Below are 15,476 nucleotides of genomic sequence, written 5' to 3' on the forward strand. Positions count from 1 at the left end.
AATGCTGGTCGTGATCTGCTGCATGGCAGGGATCGCGATGGCTGATGAAAAGAACATTCTGGTCACCAGCGGCAGCGATCGGGCCACCCCGATTGCCGTCGTACCGTTCGGCATGCAGGGCGGTGCCGTGTTGCCGGACGACATGGCTGAAATCATTGGTAACGATTTGCGGAACTCGGGCTATTACTCGCCGATTCCAAAGCAGAACATGATCAGCCAGCCAAGCCAGCCGAGCGAAATCATCTTCCGTGACTGGAAGGCGGTGGGTGCTCAATACATGATGGTCGGCAGCATTGCGCCAGCGGGCGGTCGTCTGCAGGTTCAGTGGGCACTGTTCAACGTGGCTACCGAGCAGAAAGTGGCTGACGGCAGTGTTTCCGGTACCACCGAGCAACTGCGCGACATGGCGCACTTCATTTCGGATCAGTCGTTCGAAAAACTCACCGGTATCAAAGGTGCGTTTTCGACCCGCCTGCTGTACGTGACAGCCGAGCGTTTCTCCGAGAAGAACACTCGCTACACCCTGCAGCGTTCGGACTACGACGGTGCCCGTGCCGTGACTCTGCTGCAATCGCGCGAGCCGATCCTGTCGCCGCGTTTCGCACCGGATGGCAAGCGCATCGCCTACGTGTCGTTCGAGCAGAAGCGTCCACGGATCTTCATGCAGAACATCGACACCGGTCGCCGTGAGCAGATCACCAACTTCGAAGGCCTGAACGGCGCACCAGCCTGGTCGCCGGATGGCAATCGCCTGGCGTTCGTACTGTCGAAAGACGGCAACCCGGACATCTATGTGATGAACCTGGGTTCGCGTCAGATCACTCGCGTGACGGCTGGTCCTGGCATCAACACCGAACCGTACTGGGGCAAGGATGGTTCGACCATCTACTTCACCTCGGACCGTGGCGGCAAGCCGCAGATCTACAAGACCAGCGCCAGCGGCGGTGGTGCCGAGCGTGTGACCTTCATTGGCAACTACAACGCCAACCCGAAGCTTTCGGCTGATGAAAAGACCCTGGTGATGATCCATCGCCAGGACGGTTTCACCAATTTCAAGGTGGCGGCCCAGGATTTGCAGCGAGGCAGTGTAAAGATCCTCACTGATAGCACTCTGGACGAGTCACCCACTGTTGCGCCCAACGGCACCATGGTAATCTACGCCACCCGCCAGCAGGGCCGGGGAGTCTTGATGCTCGTGTCCATTAATGGACGCGTGAGGCTCCCGCTTCCTACCGCACAAGGCGAAGTCAGAGAACCGTCCTGGTCCCCTTACCTGAACTGACGCGGCGCTTTACGTTTTACTTAACACACTGGGGTTCATTAGGAGTTTCACGATGGAAATGCTGAAGTTTGGTAAATTTGCTGCGCTGGCTCTGGCCATGGCCGTAGCTGTAGGTTGCTCGTCCAAAGGCGGCGACAACGCCGGTGAAGGCGCTGTTGATCCAAACGCTGGTTACGGCGCAAACACTGGTGCCGTTGACGGTTCCCTGAGCGAAGAAGCTGCTCTGCGCGCAATCACCACCTTCTACTTCGAATACGACAGCTCGGACCTGAAGCCAGAAGCCATGCGCGCTCTGGACGTTCACGCCAAAGACCTGAAAGCAAACGGCGCTCGCGTTGTTCTGGAAGGCAACACCGACGAACGTGGTACTCGTGAGTACAACATGGCACTGGGCGAGCGTCGTGCGAAAGCCGTTCAGCGCTACCTGGTACTGCAAGGTGTTTCCCCAGCTCAGCTGGAACTGGTTTCCTACGGCGAAGAGCGTCCAGTTGCTACCGGCAACGACGAGCAGTCCTGGGCTCAAAACCGTCGCGTCGAACTGCGTAAGTAATTCGATATGCGAACGTGCCGTCGTGCTGTAACTGTTCTGGCTCTCAGCCTCGCGCCGCTTGCGGCGTGGGCTGCGGTTCCTGTGGTCGATGACAACTCCGGTTATAACAATAGCGGGAGCAGTTATCCGCCTGCGGGTTACGGTACGAACGGCGCCTATGCCGGGGGAGCGGCTTCGGCCCCTGCCTCGGCACAGGGCATGCTGTTCAACCAACTGCAACAGATGCAGGATCAGATATCGCGCCAGCAAGGTGTGATCGAAGAACTGCAGAATCAGGTTGCGCGCATGAAGCAGGAATCCCTGGAGCGATACCAGGATCTTGATCGGCGCATAGGATCCGGTGCTGCACCTGCCGCGACTCCTGAGAATTCTTCTGCCGGTGGCGATGCAAGTGCTGCTGCCGGTGCTGCCGCTGGCGCCGGGGCTGCCGCCGCCCAGGCACCTGCTGCCAGTAGCGAACCGGGTGATCCGGCCAAGGAAAAGCTGTATTACGATGCGGCTTTCGACCTGATCAAAGCCAAGGATTTCGACAAGGCCAGCCAGGCTTTCTCGGCATTCCTGCGCAAATACCCGAACAGCCAATATGCGGGCAATGCCCAGTACTGGTTGGGCGAAGTGAACCTGGCCAAGGGCGATCTGCAAGGTGCGGGTCAGGCTTTTGCCAAGGTTTCACAGCTCTATCCCAAGCACGCCAAAGTGCCGGATTCGCTGTACAAGCTGGCTGATGTAGAGCGCCGCCTCGGTCATACCGACAAGGTCAAAGGCATTCTGCAACAAGTGGTTTCCCAATACCCGGGGACCTCCGCTGCTCAGTTGGCCCAACGCGATCTGCAACGTATGTAAGTGTGTTTGACCCGTTTGGAAGAAACCCGCGCTTGTCGCGGGTTTTTTCGTTAGAATTCACGCCCTTTTTCTGAAACACGCTTCTGGTGATCTACGCGTTGGCGGGGTTGCCTGAAGTGCCTGACGGAGGCGGACAGCCTGTTTAGCTGTTACGCCCGTGGCGACTATGCAAGACACATTGAGAATCACCGAAGTTTTCTACTCGTTGCAGGGGGAAACGCGGACTGCCGGGCTGCCCACGGTTTTTGTGCGCCTGACCGGTTGCCCATTGCGTTGCCAATACTGCGACAGCGCCTATGCATTCAGCGGCGGCACGATCCGCACCCTCGACGATATCCTTGAGCAAGTGGCCGGGTTTCGCCCGCGCTACGTCTGCGTGACCGGCGGTGAGCCGCTGGCGCAGCCCAATGCCATCCCTTTGCTCAAGCAGTTGTGCGATGCCGGTTACGAAGTATCACTGGAAACCAGTGGTGCGCTCGATATCTCGGCGGTGGATTCGCGCGTCAGTCGCGTGGTCGACTTGAAGACGCCGGACTCCAAAGAGGCGCACCGCAACCGCTACGAAAACATCGAACTGTTGACGCCCAACGATCAGGTGAAGTTTGTCATCTGTTCGCGGGACGACTATGACTGGGCGGTCTCGAAGCTGATCCAGTACGGTCTTGATCGACGTGCGGGTGAAGTGCTGTTTTCCCCAAGTCATCATGACCTCAATGCCAGGGATCTGGCGGACTGGGTGGTGGCAGACAACCTGCCGGTGCGGTTGCAGTTGCAGCTGCATAAATATCTATGGAATGACGAGCCGGGGCGCTGATATGACTGAACAACTGAACACTCACGAAAAACGTGCGGTAATCCTGCTATCGGGTGGCCTCGATTCGGCCACTGTGGTCGCGATGGCCCGGGCTGAAGGCTACGCCTGCTACACCATGAGTTTCGATTACGGCCAGCGCTCTCATGCGGAGCTGCATGCTGCAGCGCGCGTCGCCCGCGATCTGGGTGTGGTCGAGCACAAAGTGATTGGCCTGAACCTCAACGGCATGGGCGGCTCGGCGCTGACCGACACCAGCATCGACATCCCGGAAGAGCTGGGCGAGGGCATCCCGGTGACCTACGTGCCGGCGCGCAACACGGTGTTTCTATCACTGGCACTGGGCTGGGCCGAAGTAATCGGCGCGCGTGACATCTTTATCGGCGTCAACGCCGTGGACTATTCCGGTTACCCGGATTGCCGTCCCGAGTTCATTGAATCGTTCGAGCGCATGGCCAACCTGGCAACCAAGGCGGGCGTGGAAGGCAACGGTTTCCGTATCCAGGCGCCGCTGCAGAACCTGAGCAAGGCGCAGATCGTCCAGGCGGGCGTGAAGCTGGGCGTCGATTATGGCCTGACCGTTTCCTGCTATCAGGCGGACGATGAAGGCCGTGCGTGCGGTAAATGCGACAGCTGCCGCCTGCGTGCAGAGGGCTTTGCGGCGGCCGGTGTAAGCGATCCAACACCTTATTTTTGATTTTTTTCAAAAAGGTGTTGAATAGTCCTTAAAAATCAGTATTATACGCGCCACCACACAGCGGGTCGTTAGCTCAGTTGGTAGAGCAGTTGGCTTTTAACCAATTGGTCGTAGGTTCGAATCCCACACGACCCACCATATTTGGCGGTTTAGAAAATCCGGAAGGCCCACGAAAGTGAGGATTTCCGGGTTTTTTTTTGCCTGCGAATCAGGCACCGCTCCTTTCATCATTGCCTGCGCTGACACAGGTCAGAATCATCTTTTGTATCAACGGGATATTCTGTAGCCTTGCGCAGCTTCAATGCTGTCCGTGCCTGATAATACTCACTCTCCCGGCGGTACCCTCAAGTGGTCCGGAGCCGGGTGTATACTCGACTTTCGCGCGAAAGCGCCTGCAGGTCTTGCGAACATGACGCAGATTTCCGAACGCCTTCTGGTTCAAGCCCACCTCGATGCCAAACAGCCCAAACCGCTGACTGCCGAGGAAGAGGCCTACTACCGTTCTGCCATCGCCGCCGAGCTCAAGGCTCAGGACGCGGTGCTGGTGGCCCACTTCTATTGCGATCCGGTGATTCAGGCCCTGGCCGAAGAAACCGGCGGCTGTGTGTCCGACTCCCTCGAAATGGCGCGCTTCGGCAACGCTCACCCGGCCAAGACCGTGGTGGTCGCCGGTGTGAAGTTCATGGGCGAGACCGCGAAGATCCTCAACCCGGAAAAACGTGTGCTGATGCCGACCCTGGACGCGACCTGCTCGCTGGACCTGGGTTGCCCGGTGGACGAGTTCTCGGCGTTCTGCGATCAGCACCCGGAGCGCACGGTGGTGGTGTACGCCAACACTTCGGCCGCAGTCAAAGCCCGTGCTGACTGGGTGGTGACGTCGAGCTGCGCACTGGAGATCGTTGAAAGCCTGATGGACAACGGCGAGACCATCATCTGGGGCCCGGACAAGCATCTGGGCACTTACATTCAGCGCAAGACCGGCGCCGACATGCTGCTGTGGGACGGTGCCTGCATCGTCCACGAAGAGTTCAAGTCCAAGCAGCTTGAAGACATGAAGGCGTTGTACCCGGACGCCGCGATTCTGGTGCACCCGGAGTCGCCGACCTCGGTGATCGAGCTGGCCGACGCCGTCGGTTCCACCAGTCAGTTGATCGCTGCCGCGCAAAGCCTGCCGAACAAGACCCTGATCGTCGCCACCGACCGCGGCATTTTCTACAAGATGCAGCAGTTGTGCCCGGACAAGGTCTTCATCGAGGCGCCAACCGCCGGTAACGGCGCCGCGTGCCGCAGTTGCGCACATTGCCCGTGGATGGCCATGAACACCCTTGAGCGCACGCTCAAGAGCCTGAAGGAAGGGACGAACGAGATCTTTGTCGATCCGGCGCTGATTCCACAGGCGATCCGCCCGTTGAAGCGCATGCTGGATTTCACCCAGGCAGCGCGGATGAAGCTGGCGGGTAACGCCTGAGGTCCTTCAGAAACACCCCAAAACCTGTGGGAGCGAGCTTGCTCGCGAAGGCGGTGAATCAGCAAACATAAATGTCGGCTGATGCTACGCTTTTGCGAGCAGGCTCGCTCCCACAGTGGTATTCGGTGTCAGGAAATTATTTGCTCTTCTTCGGAATCCGCACCACGCGGGTATCGGAATAGATGTCATGCCAGGTGCGCTTCTGCTTGTCGTACAGCGACCAGAGAAATCCAAGCCCTGCGCACAGCCACGAGGCGATCGACACCATGAAGCGCAGCAGCGCCTGCCACAGGCTGATCGCGCTGCCATCGGCGTTCTGCACTCGAATCCCCCACACCTGCATGCCCAGTGTCTGCCCGCCGTGAGTCCAGAACTTGGCGAAGAACGCAAACAGCACCAGCAACAGCACCGTGGAATACAGCGGATCGCCATCCATCTTGCCGGCATCGATCAGTGCGCGCAGGCGTTCTTCACCGATGATTGCTGCCTGGATCAACTTGTAAACGAAGCCGGTGACGATCAGCAGGGCGGTGCACAGCAGGAAGTCATAGAACATTGCTGCCAGACGCCGGCCAAGGCCAACAGCAGGAAAGTCGCCCTGGGGAGTGAGCAGGTTTTTCGACATGGCAGCCTCTGGGCGCAAAATGAAGCGCCATTTTACGGATTCGCGCGCACAAAAAAGCCCCTGATATCAATATCAGGGGCTTTTTTGTGACAGAAAATCAGGCTTCGGCGATGACTTCGTCAGCCTGCATGCCTTTCTGACCTTGCACAGCAACGAAGGTCACTTTCTGGCCTTCTTTCAGGCTCTTGAAGCCGTTGCCCTGAATGGCGCGGAAATGCACGAACAGATCCGGACCGCTTTCTGGAGTGATAAAACCAAAACCTTTCTCGTCGTTAAACCACTTGACGGTACCGCTCTGACGTGTCGACATTTCTTATTTCCTTTGACGCATAAATTGATGACAGTCTCTTTCTCATGAAAGAGTACTGGGGCTGGTTGCAGGAGAGTAAGAAGACGTCGAGCGGGATGTAGCTAACTTTGTAGGCTACTGCCCAGGTCACGATTCCAAGCTGACCCATGCAAACACAGTGGACAAACTCTACGCCAACTACGGGAGAAAAAACAAGCCCCGCGAAGGCCCGGTTTTCCTGCGCTTGCTGGCAGTTAGTCAATCCACTAGTGTCGGCTTAGACGATGAACGGGTTCAATTGTTTTCGATCGTTATAAGCAAAGTTCATATTCGAATCAGATGTTAGAAAATGCACTTTTTTGTGGCGATTGCGTTACACATTAGTGCACGCATAACGCAATCGCGTTACTTATAGAAACAGTCAATCAACCACGATAGTAGCGTTGTGGAACAAATGGCATTTTGCTTACAAGCATTTGCACCTTTTTCCCACGAACGATGGCCCAGACTGGCGTGTCCAGTGCCACATAAGCGCTGTCGAGATAACCCATCGCCAACGGCCCGCCCAGGGTCGGGCCGAAGCCGCCGCTGCACACGCTGCCGATGATTTCGCCCGCTTCGTTGACGATTTCAGCGCCTTCACGCACCGGCGTACGTTCCTGTGGCAGCAGACCGACGCGTTTGCGTGCCACGCCGTTCTGCTGCTGAGCAAATACTTGCTCTGCGCCCGGGAAACCGCCGGCTCGCGCGCCGTCGGCGCGGCGTGGCTTGGAGATCGCCCACAACAGGCTGGCTTCGATGGGGGTGGTGTCGGTGTTCATGTCGTGGCCGTACAGGCACAGGCCGGCTTCCAGGCGCAGCGAGTCGCGGGCGCCGAGGCCAATGGCCTGGACTTCCGGTTCGGCCAGCAGGGCACGGGCGAGTTTTTCTGCATTGGCTGCCGGTACGGAAATCTCAAAACCGTCTTCACCGGTGTAACCCGAACGGCTGACGAAGCAATCGATGCCCAGCAGCTGCAGGCGCTTGAACTGCATGAACGTCATCTTCGCCACCTCTGGTGCAAGACGCGCCAGTACGGTGACTGCAGCCGGACCTTGCAACGCCAGCAACGCGCGCGCTTCGAACAGCTCCGTTATGGTGCACTGATCACCGATGTGCTTTTGCAGATGCGCCAGGTCCTGATCCTTGCACGCGGCGTTGACCACCAGGAACAGCTCGTCGTTACCGAGGTTGGCGACCATCAGGTCGTCGAGGATGCCGCCGTTGTCGTTGGTGAACATCGCGTAGCGCTGCATGCCCACCGGCAGGTCGATGATGTCCACCGGCACCAGGGTTTCCAGGGCCTTGGCGGCATTGGCGCCGGTCAGGCGAATCTGGCCCATGTGCGAGACATCGAACAGCCCGGCCTGCTCACGGGTGTGTTGGTGCTCTTTCATCACGCCGAGCGGGTATTGCACCGGCATGTCGTAGCCGGCGAACGGCACCATGCGGGCGCCGAGTTCGAGGTGCAGAGCGTGCAGCGGGGTTTTCGACAGTTGTTCGGTGGACATGCGTGACTCCTTGATTCATACCAGCGCTCTCCCGGAGGAAGAGGGGGCTAATTAGCATTCGATAATGTTGACTGCCAGACCGCCACGGGCGGTCTCCTTGTATTTGCTTTTCATGTCGGCGCCGGTCTGGCGCATGGTGCGGATGACCTTGTCGAGCGAGACGAAGTGTTGCCCGTCGCCGCGCATGGCCATGCGCACCGCGTTGATCGCTTTCACCGAGCCCATGGCATTGCGCTCGATGCACGGCACCTGCACCAGCCCGCCAATCGGGTCGCAGGTCAGGCCGAGGTTGTGTTCCATGCCGATTTCCGCGGCGTTCTCCACTTGCTGCACACTGCCGCCGAGCACTTCGCACAACGCGCCGGCGGCCATCGAGCAGGCCACGCCGACTTCGCCCTGACAGCCGACTTCGGCGCCGGAGATCGAGGCGTTTTCCTTGTACAGAATGCCGATCGCGGCGGCGGTCAGCAGAAAGCGCACCACGCCGTCATCGTTCGCACCCGGGATAAACCGCATGTAGTAATGCAGCACCGCCGGAATGATCCCGGCCGCACCGTTGGTGGGGGCGGTGACCACGCGCCCGCCGTTGGCGTTTTCTTCGTTGACGGCGAGGGCGTAGAGGTTGACCCAGTCAAGCACCGACAGCGGATCGCGCAGCGCCGATTCCGGGTTCTTGCACAGCTGTCGATGCAGCGCCGCCGCCCGGCGCTTGACCTTCAGCCCGCCCGGCAGAATGCCTTCGTTGCGACAGCCCGCGGCGACGCAGTCCTGCATCACTTGCCAGATTTTCAGCAGACCGGCGCGGGTCTCGGCCTCCGGGCGCCAGGCGCTTTCGTTGGTCAGCATCACCTGGCTGATCGACAGGCCGTAGGTGGCGCAATGGCCGAGCAAGTCCTTGGCACTTTTGAACGGGAAGGTCAGCGGTGTGGCGTCTTCGACAATGCGGTCAGCGCCGGCGGCATCCTCATCGACGACGAAACCACCGCCGACCGAGTAGTACTCGCGGCTGCGGATCTGAATACCGGCTGCATCGAATGCGCGAAAGATCATGCCGTTGGGGTGATAGGCCAACGGTTTGCGGATCATCGCCAGGTATTCTTTCTCATTGAAGGCAATGCTGTGTTCGCCGAGCAGATTCAGCCGGCCATTGCCACGAATGTCCTGCAGGCGTGCGGCGACGGTTTCGGTGTCGACGGTGTCCGGGTGTTCACCCTCAAGACCGAGCAGCACGGCCTTGTCGCTGCCGTGACCTTTGCCGGTGGCGCCGAGCGAGCCGTACAACTCGACCCGGACACTGGCGGTAGCGGCCAACAGGTTTTCCCGGCGCAGGCCTTCGGCGAAGCGCGCAGCGGCACGCATCGGGCCGACGGTGTGGGAGCTGGAAGGGCCGATGCCAATCTTGAACAGGTCGAACACGCTTAACGACATGAGTGGTTCTCCGGTTTCTTGTTATAGGAATTGGCGGAATATCAGGCTTGATGCGTTTCTTGTGGGAGCTGGCTTGCCAGCGATGGCGGTGTGTCAGGCAACAGAGATGGAGACGATCCACCCTCATCGCTGGCAAGCCAGCTCCCACAGGGATTTGTGGTGTTCTGGAGAAAGGGGCAGGTGACCTGCCCCTCTTTCGTTTAAGCGTAGCTTTCGATCGACGGGCAGGCGCAGACCAGGTTGCGGTCGCCGAACACGTTGTCGACGCGACCGACCGGCGGCCAGTACTTGCCTTCGATCAACGACGCCACTGGATATACCGCCTGCTCGCGGCTGTACGGGTGCGTCCACTCGCCGACCAGCTCCGCCGCCGTGTGCGGGGCGTTCTTCAGCGGGTTGTCGTCCTTGTCCAGGGTGCCGTTTTCCACTGCGCGGATTTCTTCGCGGATGCGGATCATGGCGTCGCAGAAGCGGTCCAGTTCTTCCTTGGATTCGCTTTCGGTCGGCTCGATCATCAGCGTGCCGGCGACCGGGAACGACATGGTCGGGGCGTGGAAGCCGAAGTCGATCAGGCGCTTGGCGACGTCATCGACGCTGATGCCGCTGCTGTCTTTCAGCGGGCGCAGATCGAGGATGCATTCGTGCGCCACCAGACCGTTGCTGCCGGTGTACAGCACTGGATAGTGCTCTTCCAGACGACGAGAAATGTAGTTGGCGTTGAGGATTGCCAGTTGCGAAGCCCGCTTCAGACCGGCGCCACCCATCATGCGAATGTACATCCAGGTGATCGGCAGAATGCTCGCGCTGCCGAACGGCGCTGCGCAGACCGCGCCTTCCTTGCGTTGCATCTGGCCATGGCCCGGAAGGAACGGGGTCAGGTGCGACTTGACGCCGATCGGGCCGACGCCCGGGCCGCCACCGCCGTGCGGAATGCAGAAGGTTTTGTGCAGGTTCAGGTGCGAGACGTCGCCGCCGAACTTGCCCGGTGCGCAGAGGCCGACCATCGCGTTCATGTTGGCGCCGTCGATGTACACCTGGCCGCCGTTGTCGTGAATGATCCCGCAGATTTCGCGGATGCCTTCTTCGAACACGCCGTGGGTCGACGGGTAGGTGATCATCAGCGCCGCGAGGTGTTCGCGGTGCTCGATGGCTTTGGCGCGCAGGTCTTCGATATCGACGTTGCCGCGCGCATCGCACGCGGTCACCACCACGCGCATGCCGGCCATGTTGGCGGTGGCCGGGTTGGTGCCGTGGGCCGACGACGGGATCAGGCAGATGTCGCGGCGCTCATCGCCACGGCTCTGATGGTAGGCGCGAATCGCCAAGAGGCCTGCGTACTCACCTTGCGAGCCGGCGTTCGGTTGCAGCGAGATCGCGTCGTAACCTGTGGCGGCGCAGAGCATCGCTTCCAGTTCGTCGGTCAATTGCTGATAACCGGCGCTCTGCGCAGCCGGAGCGAACGGGTGCAGGGCGCCGAATTCGGCCCAGGTCACCGGGATCATTTCGCTCGCGGCGTTGAGTTTCATGGTGCACGAGCCCAGCGGGATCATGGTGCGATCCAGTGCCAGATCCTTGTCCGCCAGTTTGCGCAGGTAGCGCATCAGCTCAGTTTCCGAGTGATAACGGTTGAACACCGGGTGGCTGAGGATCGGCGACTGACGCACCAGCGCCGCCGGGATGGTGCTGTGCACCGAAGCGGCCAGTGCAGCGAAGTCCGGCAGGGTCTTGCCGTCGGCGAACAGGCCCCACAGGGTTTCGATGTCAGCCTGGGTGGTGGTTTCGTCCACCGACAGGCCCAGACGCTCGGCGTCGATCACCCGCAGGTTGATCTGCTGAGCGTGCGCCTTGTCGTGCAGCGCGGCAGTGTGCGCGCCGGTGGCGAGGGTCAGGGTATCGAAGAAGCTTGCCTGTTCGACGGTCTGGCCCAGTGCGCTCAGGCCCTTGGCGAGAATCGCGGTCAGGTGATGTACGCGGTTGGCGATCTGGGTCAGGCCTTTCGGGCCGTGGTAGACCGCGTACATGCTGGCGATGTTGGCCAGCAGCACTTGCGCGGTGCAGATGTTCGACGTGGCTTTCTCACGGCGGATGTGTTGCTCGCGAGTCTGCATCGCCAGGCGCAGGGCCGGCTTGCCGAAACGGTCAACCGAAACACCGACCAGACGGCCCGGCATGTCACGCTTGAATGCATCCTTGGTGGAGAAGTAGGCGGCGTGCGGGCCACCGAAGCCCAGCGGTACACCGAAGCGTTGCGCCGAACCGATGGCGACGTCCGCGCCGAACTCGCCTGGAGCGGTCAGCAAAGTCAGGGCCAGCAGATCGGCAGCCACGGCCACCAGCGCGTTGGCGGCGTGGAAGCGCTCGGTCAGTTCGCGGTAGTCGAACAGGTCACCGTTGCTCGCCGGGTATTGCAGCAGCGCGCCGAAGAACGGCGTGACATCCGTCAGTTCACGCTCATCGCCAACCACCACTTCGATGCCCAGCGGCTCGGCACGGGTGCGCAGCACGTCGAGGGTTTGCGGGTGGCTGTGGATCGAGGCGAAGAATTGGTGGCTGCCCTTGTTCTTGCTCAGGCGTTTGCAGAAAGTCATGGCTTCGGCAGCGGCGGTGGCTTCGTCGAGCAACGAGGCGTTGGCGATCGGCAGGCCGGTGAGGTCGCTGATCAGGGTCTGGAAGTTCAGCAGCGCTTCGAGACGGCCCTGGGAAATTTCCGGCTGGTACGGCGTGTAAGCGGTGTACCAGGCCGGGTTTTCCAGCAGGTTGCGCAGGATCGGCGACGGCGTGTGACAGTTGTAGTAGCCCTGGCCGATGTAGGTCTTGAACAGCTGGTTCTTGCCGGCGATGGATTTGATCATCGCCAGGGCGTCGGCTTCGCTCAGGCCGTCGTCCATGCCGAGCACGCTGGTGCCCTTGATGCTTTCCGGAATGACGCTGGCGCTCAGCGCTTCGAGCGAGTCGAAACCGAGGCTGTTGAGCATGGCTTGCTCGTCACCGGCGCGCGGGCCGATGTGACGGGCGATGAATTCGTTGGCAGTGCCGAGGTTTACTTGAGTCATGTCGCTACTCCTCAGGCTTCGTCTTGGGCTTTGATCAAACGGTCGTAGGCGTCCTGATCCAGCAATTTCGCCACCGCCGAGGTGTCGCTTGGCTGGAAGCGGAAGAACCAGCCTTCGCCCAGCGGATCTTCGTTGACCAGTTCCGGAGCGTCTTCCAGCGCCGGATTAACTTCCAGGACGTCGCCATCGAGGGGCATGTACACACCGCTGGCGGCTTTCACCGATTCCACGGTGGCGGCTTCGGCGCCTTTTTCGTAAGCCTGCAGCTCAGGCAGTTGCACGAACACCACGTCGCCCAAGGCGTGCTGCGCGAAAGCGGTGATGCCGACAGTGACGCTGCCGTCAGCTTCGGTGCGCAGCCATTCGTGATCTTCAGTAAAACGCAACTCGCTCATGGAAACTCCTAAGGGGCCAGACTCGTCTGGTGGACGCGGTGGAAGGCGTGGGCATGAAAGCCCTGATTTTATGAGCGGTTACTTAGCAAGAACGCGGCCATCTTGGATTTATCTATATAAAACAATGACTTATTGGTTATCTGTGAGCCTGGTGAAGGGATGGCTGTAGCGAAATCGCTACAGTTCAGGGCGGGGAGAAAAGCTGAAGCGGATCAAAGCCTTGCACAGCGGTCGCTGTAGGTGGGTGTAGCGATATCGTTCCGCTGTAGCGCTTTCAGTACAGATGGAGGTCGTTTTCAAGTAGAAAAATACAAATTTTGAACTGGAAACCCGGACTGTAGGAGCTGCCGAAGGCTGCGATCTTTTGATTTTGTTTTTTTAAGATCAAGATCAAAAGATCGCAGCCTTCGGCAGCTCCTACAGGGGTTAGGGTGAATTTAAGACTTGCCCGGAATGCCGTACTTGCGCAGGCGATGGGCAATCGCGGTGTGCGAGGTCTGCAGGCGGCTGGCCAGTTGGCGGGTCGAGGGGTAGCTGACGTAGAGTTTTTCCAGCAGCGATTTTTCGAAGGATTCGACGGCTTGTTCGAGGCTGTCGACGTCGCTGTCGGTCTGCCGCGCCACCGAGGTGCCGGCGATGTCGAGGTCGCCGATGTCGACCAGGCTGCTTTCGCAGATCGCCGCGGCGCGGAAGATCACGTTCTGCAACTGCCGCACGTTACCCGGCCAACGATTACCGAGCAGTGCCGGATAGGTACCGGGCGCGAGGCGACAGACCGGCCGCTGAATCTGCGCACAGGCCTGCTGCATGAAGTAACGCGCCAGCAACAGAATGTCCTGACCACGCTCTCGCAGCGGCGGCACTTCGACGTTGAGCACGTTGAGGCGATAGAACAGGTCTTCGCGGAACAGACCTTCGCTGACCATTTTTTCCAGATCACGGTGGGTCGCGCTGAGGATCCGCACGTTGACCTTCACCTCGCGATCGCCACCCACCCGGCGGAAGCTGCCGTCGTTGAGAAAACGCAGCAGTTTGGCCTGCAAGTACGGCGACATCTCGCCGATTTCGTCGAGAAACACTGTGCCCTGGTTCGCCAGCTCCATCAGCCCCGGTTTGCCGCCACGTTGCGCGCCGGTGAAGGCGCCGGGGGCATAGCCGAACAGTTCGCTCTCGGCGAGGTTCTCCGGCAGGGCCGCGCAGTTCAGGGCGAGGAACGGCGCACTGTGTCGCGTACTGATCGCATGGCAGGCGCGGGCCACCAGCTCTTTGCCGGTGCCGGTTTCGCCCTGAATCAGCAGCGGCGCATCAAGGGCGGCGACCCGTTGCGCGCGGGCCTTGAGGGTGCGGATCGCCGGGGATTCGCCGAGCAGCGCATCGAAACCTTCGGCATGGTCGTGGTGCAGCGCCGAGAGTTGTTCGCCGATACGGTTCGGTTGATACAGGGTCAGTAGCGCGCCGGCGTCGGTGATCGGCGTGGCGTCGAGCAACAGGGTCTGGCCGTTGACGGTGATCTCGCGCAGCGGCAGACGGAAGCCTTGTTCGAGCAGGGCGTCCAGCAGTCCCGGATCGTTGAACAGTTCAGAGACGCTTTCACCCGCCGGTTCGCGTCCGTACAGCGCGATCAGTGCCGGGTTGGCCAGCAGCACTTTCCCGGCGCTGTCGAGGGCGAGCACCGGATCGGTCATCGCCGCGAGCAATGCATCGAGCTGCAGGTGCCGACGCTGGCCGGGGAGGATGTCGACCACCGTGACCGCTTCGACACCGCGCACCCGAAACAGCGCATCTTTGAGTTCTTCGAGCACTTGCGGGCTCAAGGTCGGGGCGTCGATGTAGACGTTGGGCGGAATCATCTCCACCGCATCCAGATTGAGATTGCGTCCACCGAGGATCGCCAGGACTTCCTGGGTGATGCCGACGCGGTCGATGAAGCTGACGTGGATACGCATGGGGCGGTTCAGTGTTCTGGAATGCGGAGGGGGGCAAGTATGCCTTGGGGCGGGGCAATGGTGAAATCAGATCAAAAGATCGCAGCCTTCGGCAGCTCCTACAGAAAAGCGATCAATGTAGGAGCTGCCGAAGGCTGCGATCTTTGAACCTGGGGTTACTCGAAATGCTCGGGATTGACCGGATCTCCGGATTGCATATTCAACTTCTGCCGAATGTCCTCAAACATCAGGTCGTAATGCTTGTGCACCGAGCCGATCTGGCTGTGAGCCTTTGGAATCCCGTACTTCTCGGCAATCCGGGTCACGTCGCGGGCGAAGTTGTAAGCCTCTTCCTTGGGCAGGAAAAACGCTTCCTTCATGTCCTTGCCCTGCATATTGCCGTGCAGGGTGAACTGTATCCCTTTGCCTTTTTGCGGATCGGTGAACACTTCATAGTCGAGGCACAAGTCGTAACTGACGTCATCTGGCGTCAACGCATGTCGCTCGATGTGCAAATGACCGGGGTTGAATATGGCCATGGGTTTCTCCTTCTCAAGGCA

14 protein-coding genes and 1 tRNA gene are annotated in these 15,476 nt (G+C 60.0%); 7 read left to right on the forward strand and 8 right to left on the reverse strand.

What is annotated here, in order from left to right; translation table 11 throughout:
• Position 1: 1 nt before the first annotated feature.
• The 7 genes from tolB (at position 2) to nadA (ending at position 5,651) form a co-directional block, all read left to right on the forward strand.
• Positions 2 to 1,282, forward strand: a complete 1,281-nt coding sequence (gene tolB, locus AB1J88_RS27410) for a Tol-Pal system beta propeller repeat protein TolB (protein ID WP_164747834.1) — start codon at positions 2 to 4, stop codon at positions 1,280 to 1,282.
• A 52-nt stretch (positions 1,283 to 1,334) separates the two neighbouring features.
• Positions 1,335 to 1,832, forward strand: coding sequence for a peptidoglycan-associated lipoprotein Pal (gene pal / locus AB1J88_RS27415; RefSeq protein WP_003178634.1), 498 nt, complete (start codon positions 1,335 to 1,337; stop codon positions 1,830 to 1,832).
• A 6-nt stretch (positions 1,833 to 1,838) separates the two neighbouring features.
• Positions 1,839 to 2,675: a tol-pal system protein YbgF gene (gene ybgF / locus AB1J88_RS27420; protein WP_064588907.1), complete on the forward strand. Its 837-nt coding sequence runs from the start codon at positions 1,839 to 1,841 to the stop codon at positions 2,673 to 2,675.
• Positions 2,676 to 2,841: 166 nt separating this feature from the next.
• Entirely contained in the window at positions 2,842 to 3,489 is a 648-nt protein-coding gene (queE, locus tag AB1J88_RS27425; RefSeq protein ID WP_047296033.1) for a 7-carboxy-7-deazaguanine synthase QueE, read from the forward strand.
• A 1-nt stretch (position 3,490) separates the two neighbouring features.
• Complete coding sequence (queC, locus tag AB1J88_RS27430; protein ID WP_222018557.1) at positions 3,491 to 4,183, forward strand: 7-cyano-7-deazaguanine synthase QueC; 693 nt, start codon at positions 3,491 to 3,493, stop codon at positions 4,181 to 4,183.
• A gap of 62 nt (positions 4,184 to 4,245) precedes the next feature.
• A tRNA-Lys gene (locus tag AB1J88_RS27435) sits at positions 4,246 to 4,321 on the forward strand.
• Between the two features lie 271 nt (positions 4,322 to 4,592).
• Positions 4,593 to 5,651, forward strand: coding sequence for a quinolinate synthase NadA (gene nadA / locus AB1J88_RS27440; RefSeq protein ID WP_003227499.1), 1,059 nt, complete (start codon positions 4,593 to 4,595; stop codon positions 5,649 to 5,651).
• A 136-nt stretch (positions 5,652 to 5,787) separates the two neighbouring features.
• Here nadA and AB1J88_RS27445 read toward each other — a convergent pair whose 3' ends face one another.
• The 8 genes from AB1J88_RS27445 to AB1J88_RS27480 form a co-directional block, all read right to left on the reverse strand.
• Positions 5,788 to 6,276 (reverse strand): RDD family protein, encoded by a 489-nt coding sequence (locus AB1J88_RS27445; protein WP_430292439.1) that lies wholly within the window; start codon positions 6,274 to 6,276, stop codon positions 5,788 to 5,790.
• 97 nt (positions 6,277 to 6,373) lie between these two features.
• Positions 6,374 to 6,586, reverse strand: a complete 213-nt coding sequence (locus AB1J88_RS27450; RefSeq protein WP_007951194.1) for a cold-shock protein — start codon at positions 6,584 to 6,586, stop codon at positions 6,374 to 6,376.
• Positions 6,587 to 6,990: 404 nt separating this feature from the next.
• Positions 6,991 to 8,115 carry a glycine cleavage system aminomethyltransferase GcvT gene (gene gcvT / locus AB1J88_RS27455; RefSeq protein WP_430292440.1) on the reverse strand — a complete coding sequence of 375 codons (1,125 nt, stop codon included), beginning with the start codon at positions 8,113 to 8,115 and terminating at the stop codon, positions 6,991 to 6,993.
• A 51-nt stretch (positions 8,116 to 8,166) separates the two neighbouring features.
• The gene (locus tag AB1J88_RS27460; protein WP_430292441.1) at positions 8,167 to 9,543 is read right to left on the reverse strand and encodes an L-serine ammonia-lyase; all 1,377 of its coding nucleotides are present in this window, start codon (positions 9,541 to 9,543) and stop codon (positions 8,167 to 8,169) included.
• Between the two features lie 200 nt (positions 9,544 to 9,743).
• Positions 9,744 to 12,596, reverse strand: a complete 2,853-nt coding sequence (gene gcvP / locus AB1J88_RS27465) for an aminomethyl-transferring glycine dehydrogenase (protein ID WP_430292442.1) — start codon at positions 12,594 to 12,596, stop codon at positions 9,744 to 9,746.
• A gap of 11 nt (positions 12,597 to 12,607) precedes the next feature.
• Positions 12,608 to 12,991, reverse strand: coding sequence for a glycine cleavage system protein GcvH (gene gcvH / locus AB1J88_RS27470; RefSeq protein WP_430292444.1), 384 nt, complete (start codon positions 12,989 to 12,991; stop codon positions 12,608 to 12,610).
• Positions 12,992 to 13,428: 437 nt separating this feature from the next.
• Positions 13,429 to 14,937, reverse strand: coding sequence for a sigma-54-dependent transcriptional regulator (locus AB1J88_RS27475; protein ID WP_430292445.1), 1,509 nt, complete (start codon positions 14,935 to 14,937; stop codon positions 13,429 to 13,431).
• 155 nt (positions 14,938 to 15,092) lie between these two features.
• Positions 15,093 to 15,455 carry a DUF5064 family protein gene (locus tag AB1J88_RS27480; RefSeq protein WP_041068604.1) on the reverse strand — a complete coding sequence of 121 codons (363 nt, stop codon included), beginning with the start codon at positions 15,453 to 15,455 and terminating at the stop codon, positions 15,093 to 15,095.
• Positions 15,456 to 15,476 lie beyond the last annotated feature (21 nt).

Origin of the sequence: Pseudomonas sp. S8 (assembly GCF_050473925.1) — a bacterium.
In the GTDB taxonomy this organism is placed as follows: Bacteria; Pseudomonadota; Gammaproteobacteria; order Pseudomonadales; family Pseudomonadaceae; genus Aquipseudomonas; species Aquipseudomonas parakoreensis.

Bases quoted from the DNA above. Each gene is read 5' to 3' on its own strand.
- pal (WP_003178634.1), top strand. From the start codon at position 1,335: ATGGAAATGCTGAAGTTTGGTAAATTTGCTGCGCTGGCTCTGGCCATG.
- ybgF (WP_064588907.1), top strand. From the start codon at position 1,839: ATGCGAACGTGCCGTCGTGCTGTAACTGTTCTGGCTCTCAGCCTCGCG.
- gcvH (WP_430292444.1), bottom strand. From the start codon at position 12,991: ATGAGCGAGTTGCGTTTTACTGAAGATCACGAATGGCTGCGCACCGAA.
- AB1J88_RS27445 (WP_430292439.1), bottom strand. From the start codon at position 6,276: ATGTCGAAAAACCTGCTCACTCCCCAGGGCGACTTTCCTGCTGTTGGC.
- AB1J88_RS27475 (WP_430292445.1), bottom strand. From the start codon at position 14,937: ATGCGTATCCACGTCAGCTTCATCGACCGCGTCGGCATCACCCAGGAA.
- tolB (WP_164747834.1), top strand. From the start codon at position 2: ATGCTGGTCGTGATCTGCTGCATGGCAGGGATCGCGATGGCTGATGAA.
- AB1J88_RS27480 (WP_041068604.1), bottom strand. From the start codon at position 15,455: ATGGCCATATTCAACCCCGGTCATTTGCACATCGAGCGACATGCGTTG.
- gcvT (WP_430292440.1), bottom strand. From the start codon at position 8,115: ATGTCCACCGAACAACTGTCGAAAACCCCGCTGCACGCTCTGCACCTC.
- gcvP (WP_430292442.1), bottom strand. From the start codon at position 12,596: ATGACTCAAGTAAACCTCGGCACTGCCAACGAATTCATCGCCCGTCAC.
- queC (WP_222018557.1), top strand. From the start codon at position 3,491: ATGACTGAACAACTGAACACTCACGAAAAACGTGCGGTAATCCTGCTA.
- AB1J88_RS27460 (WP_430292441.1), bottom strand. From the start codon at position 9,543: ATGTCGTTAAGCGTGTTCGACCTGTTCAAGATTGGCATCGGCCCTTCC.
- nadA (WP_003227499.1), top strand. From the start codon at position 4,593: ATGACGCAGATTTCCGAACGCCTTCTGGTTCAAGCCCACCTCGATGCC.
- queE (WP_047296033.1), top strand. From the start codon at position 2,842: ATGCAAGACACATTGAGAATCACCGAAGTTTTCTACTCGTTGCAGGGG.
- AB1J88_RS27450 (WP_007951194.1), bottom strand. From the start codon at position 6,586: ATGTCGACACGTCAGAGCGGTACCGTCAAGTGGTTTAACGACGAGAAA.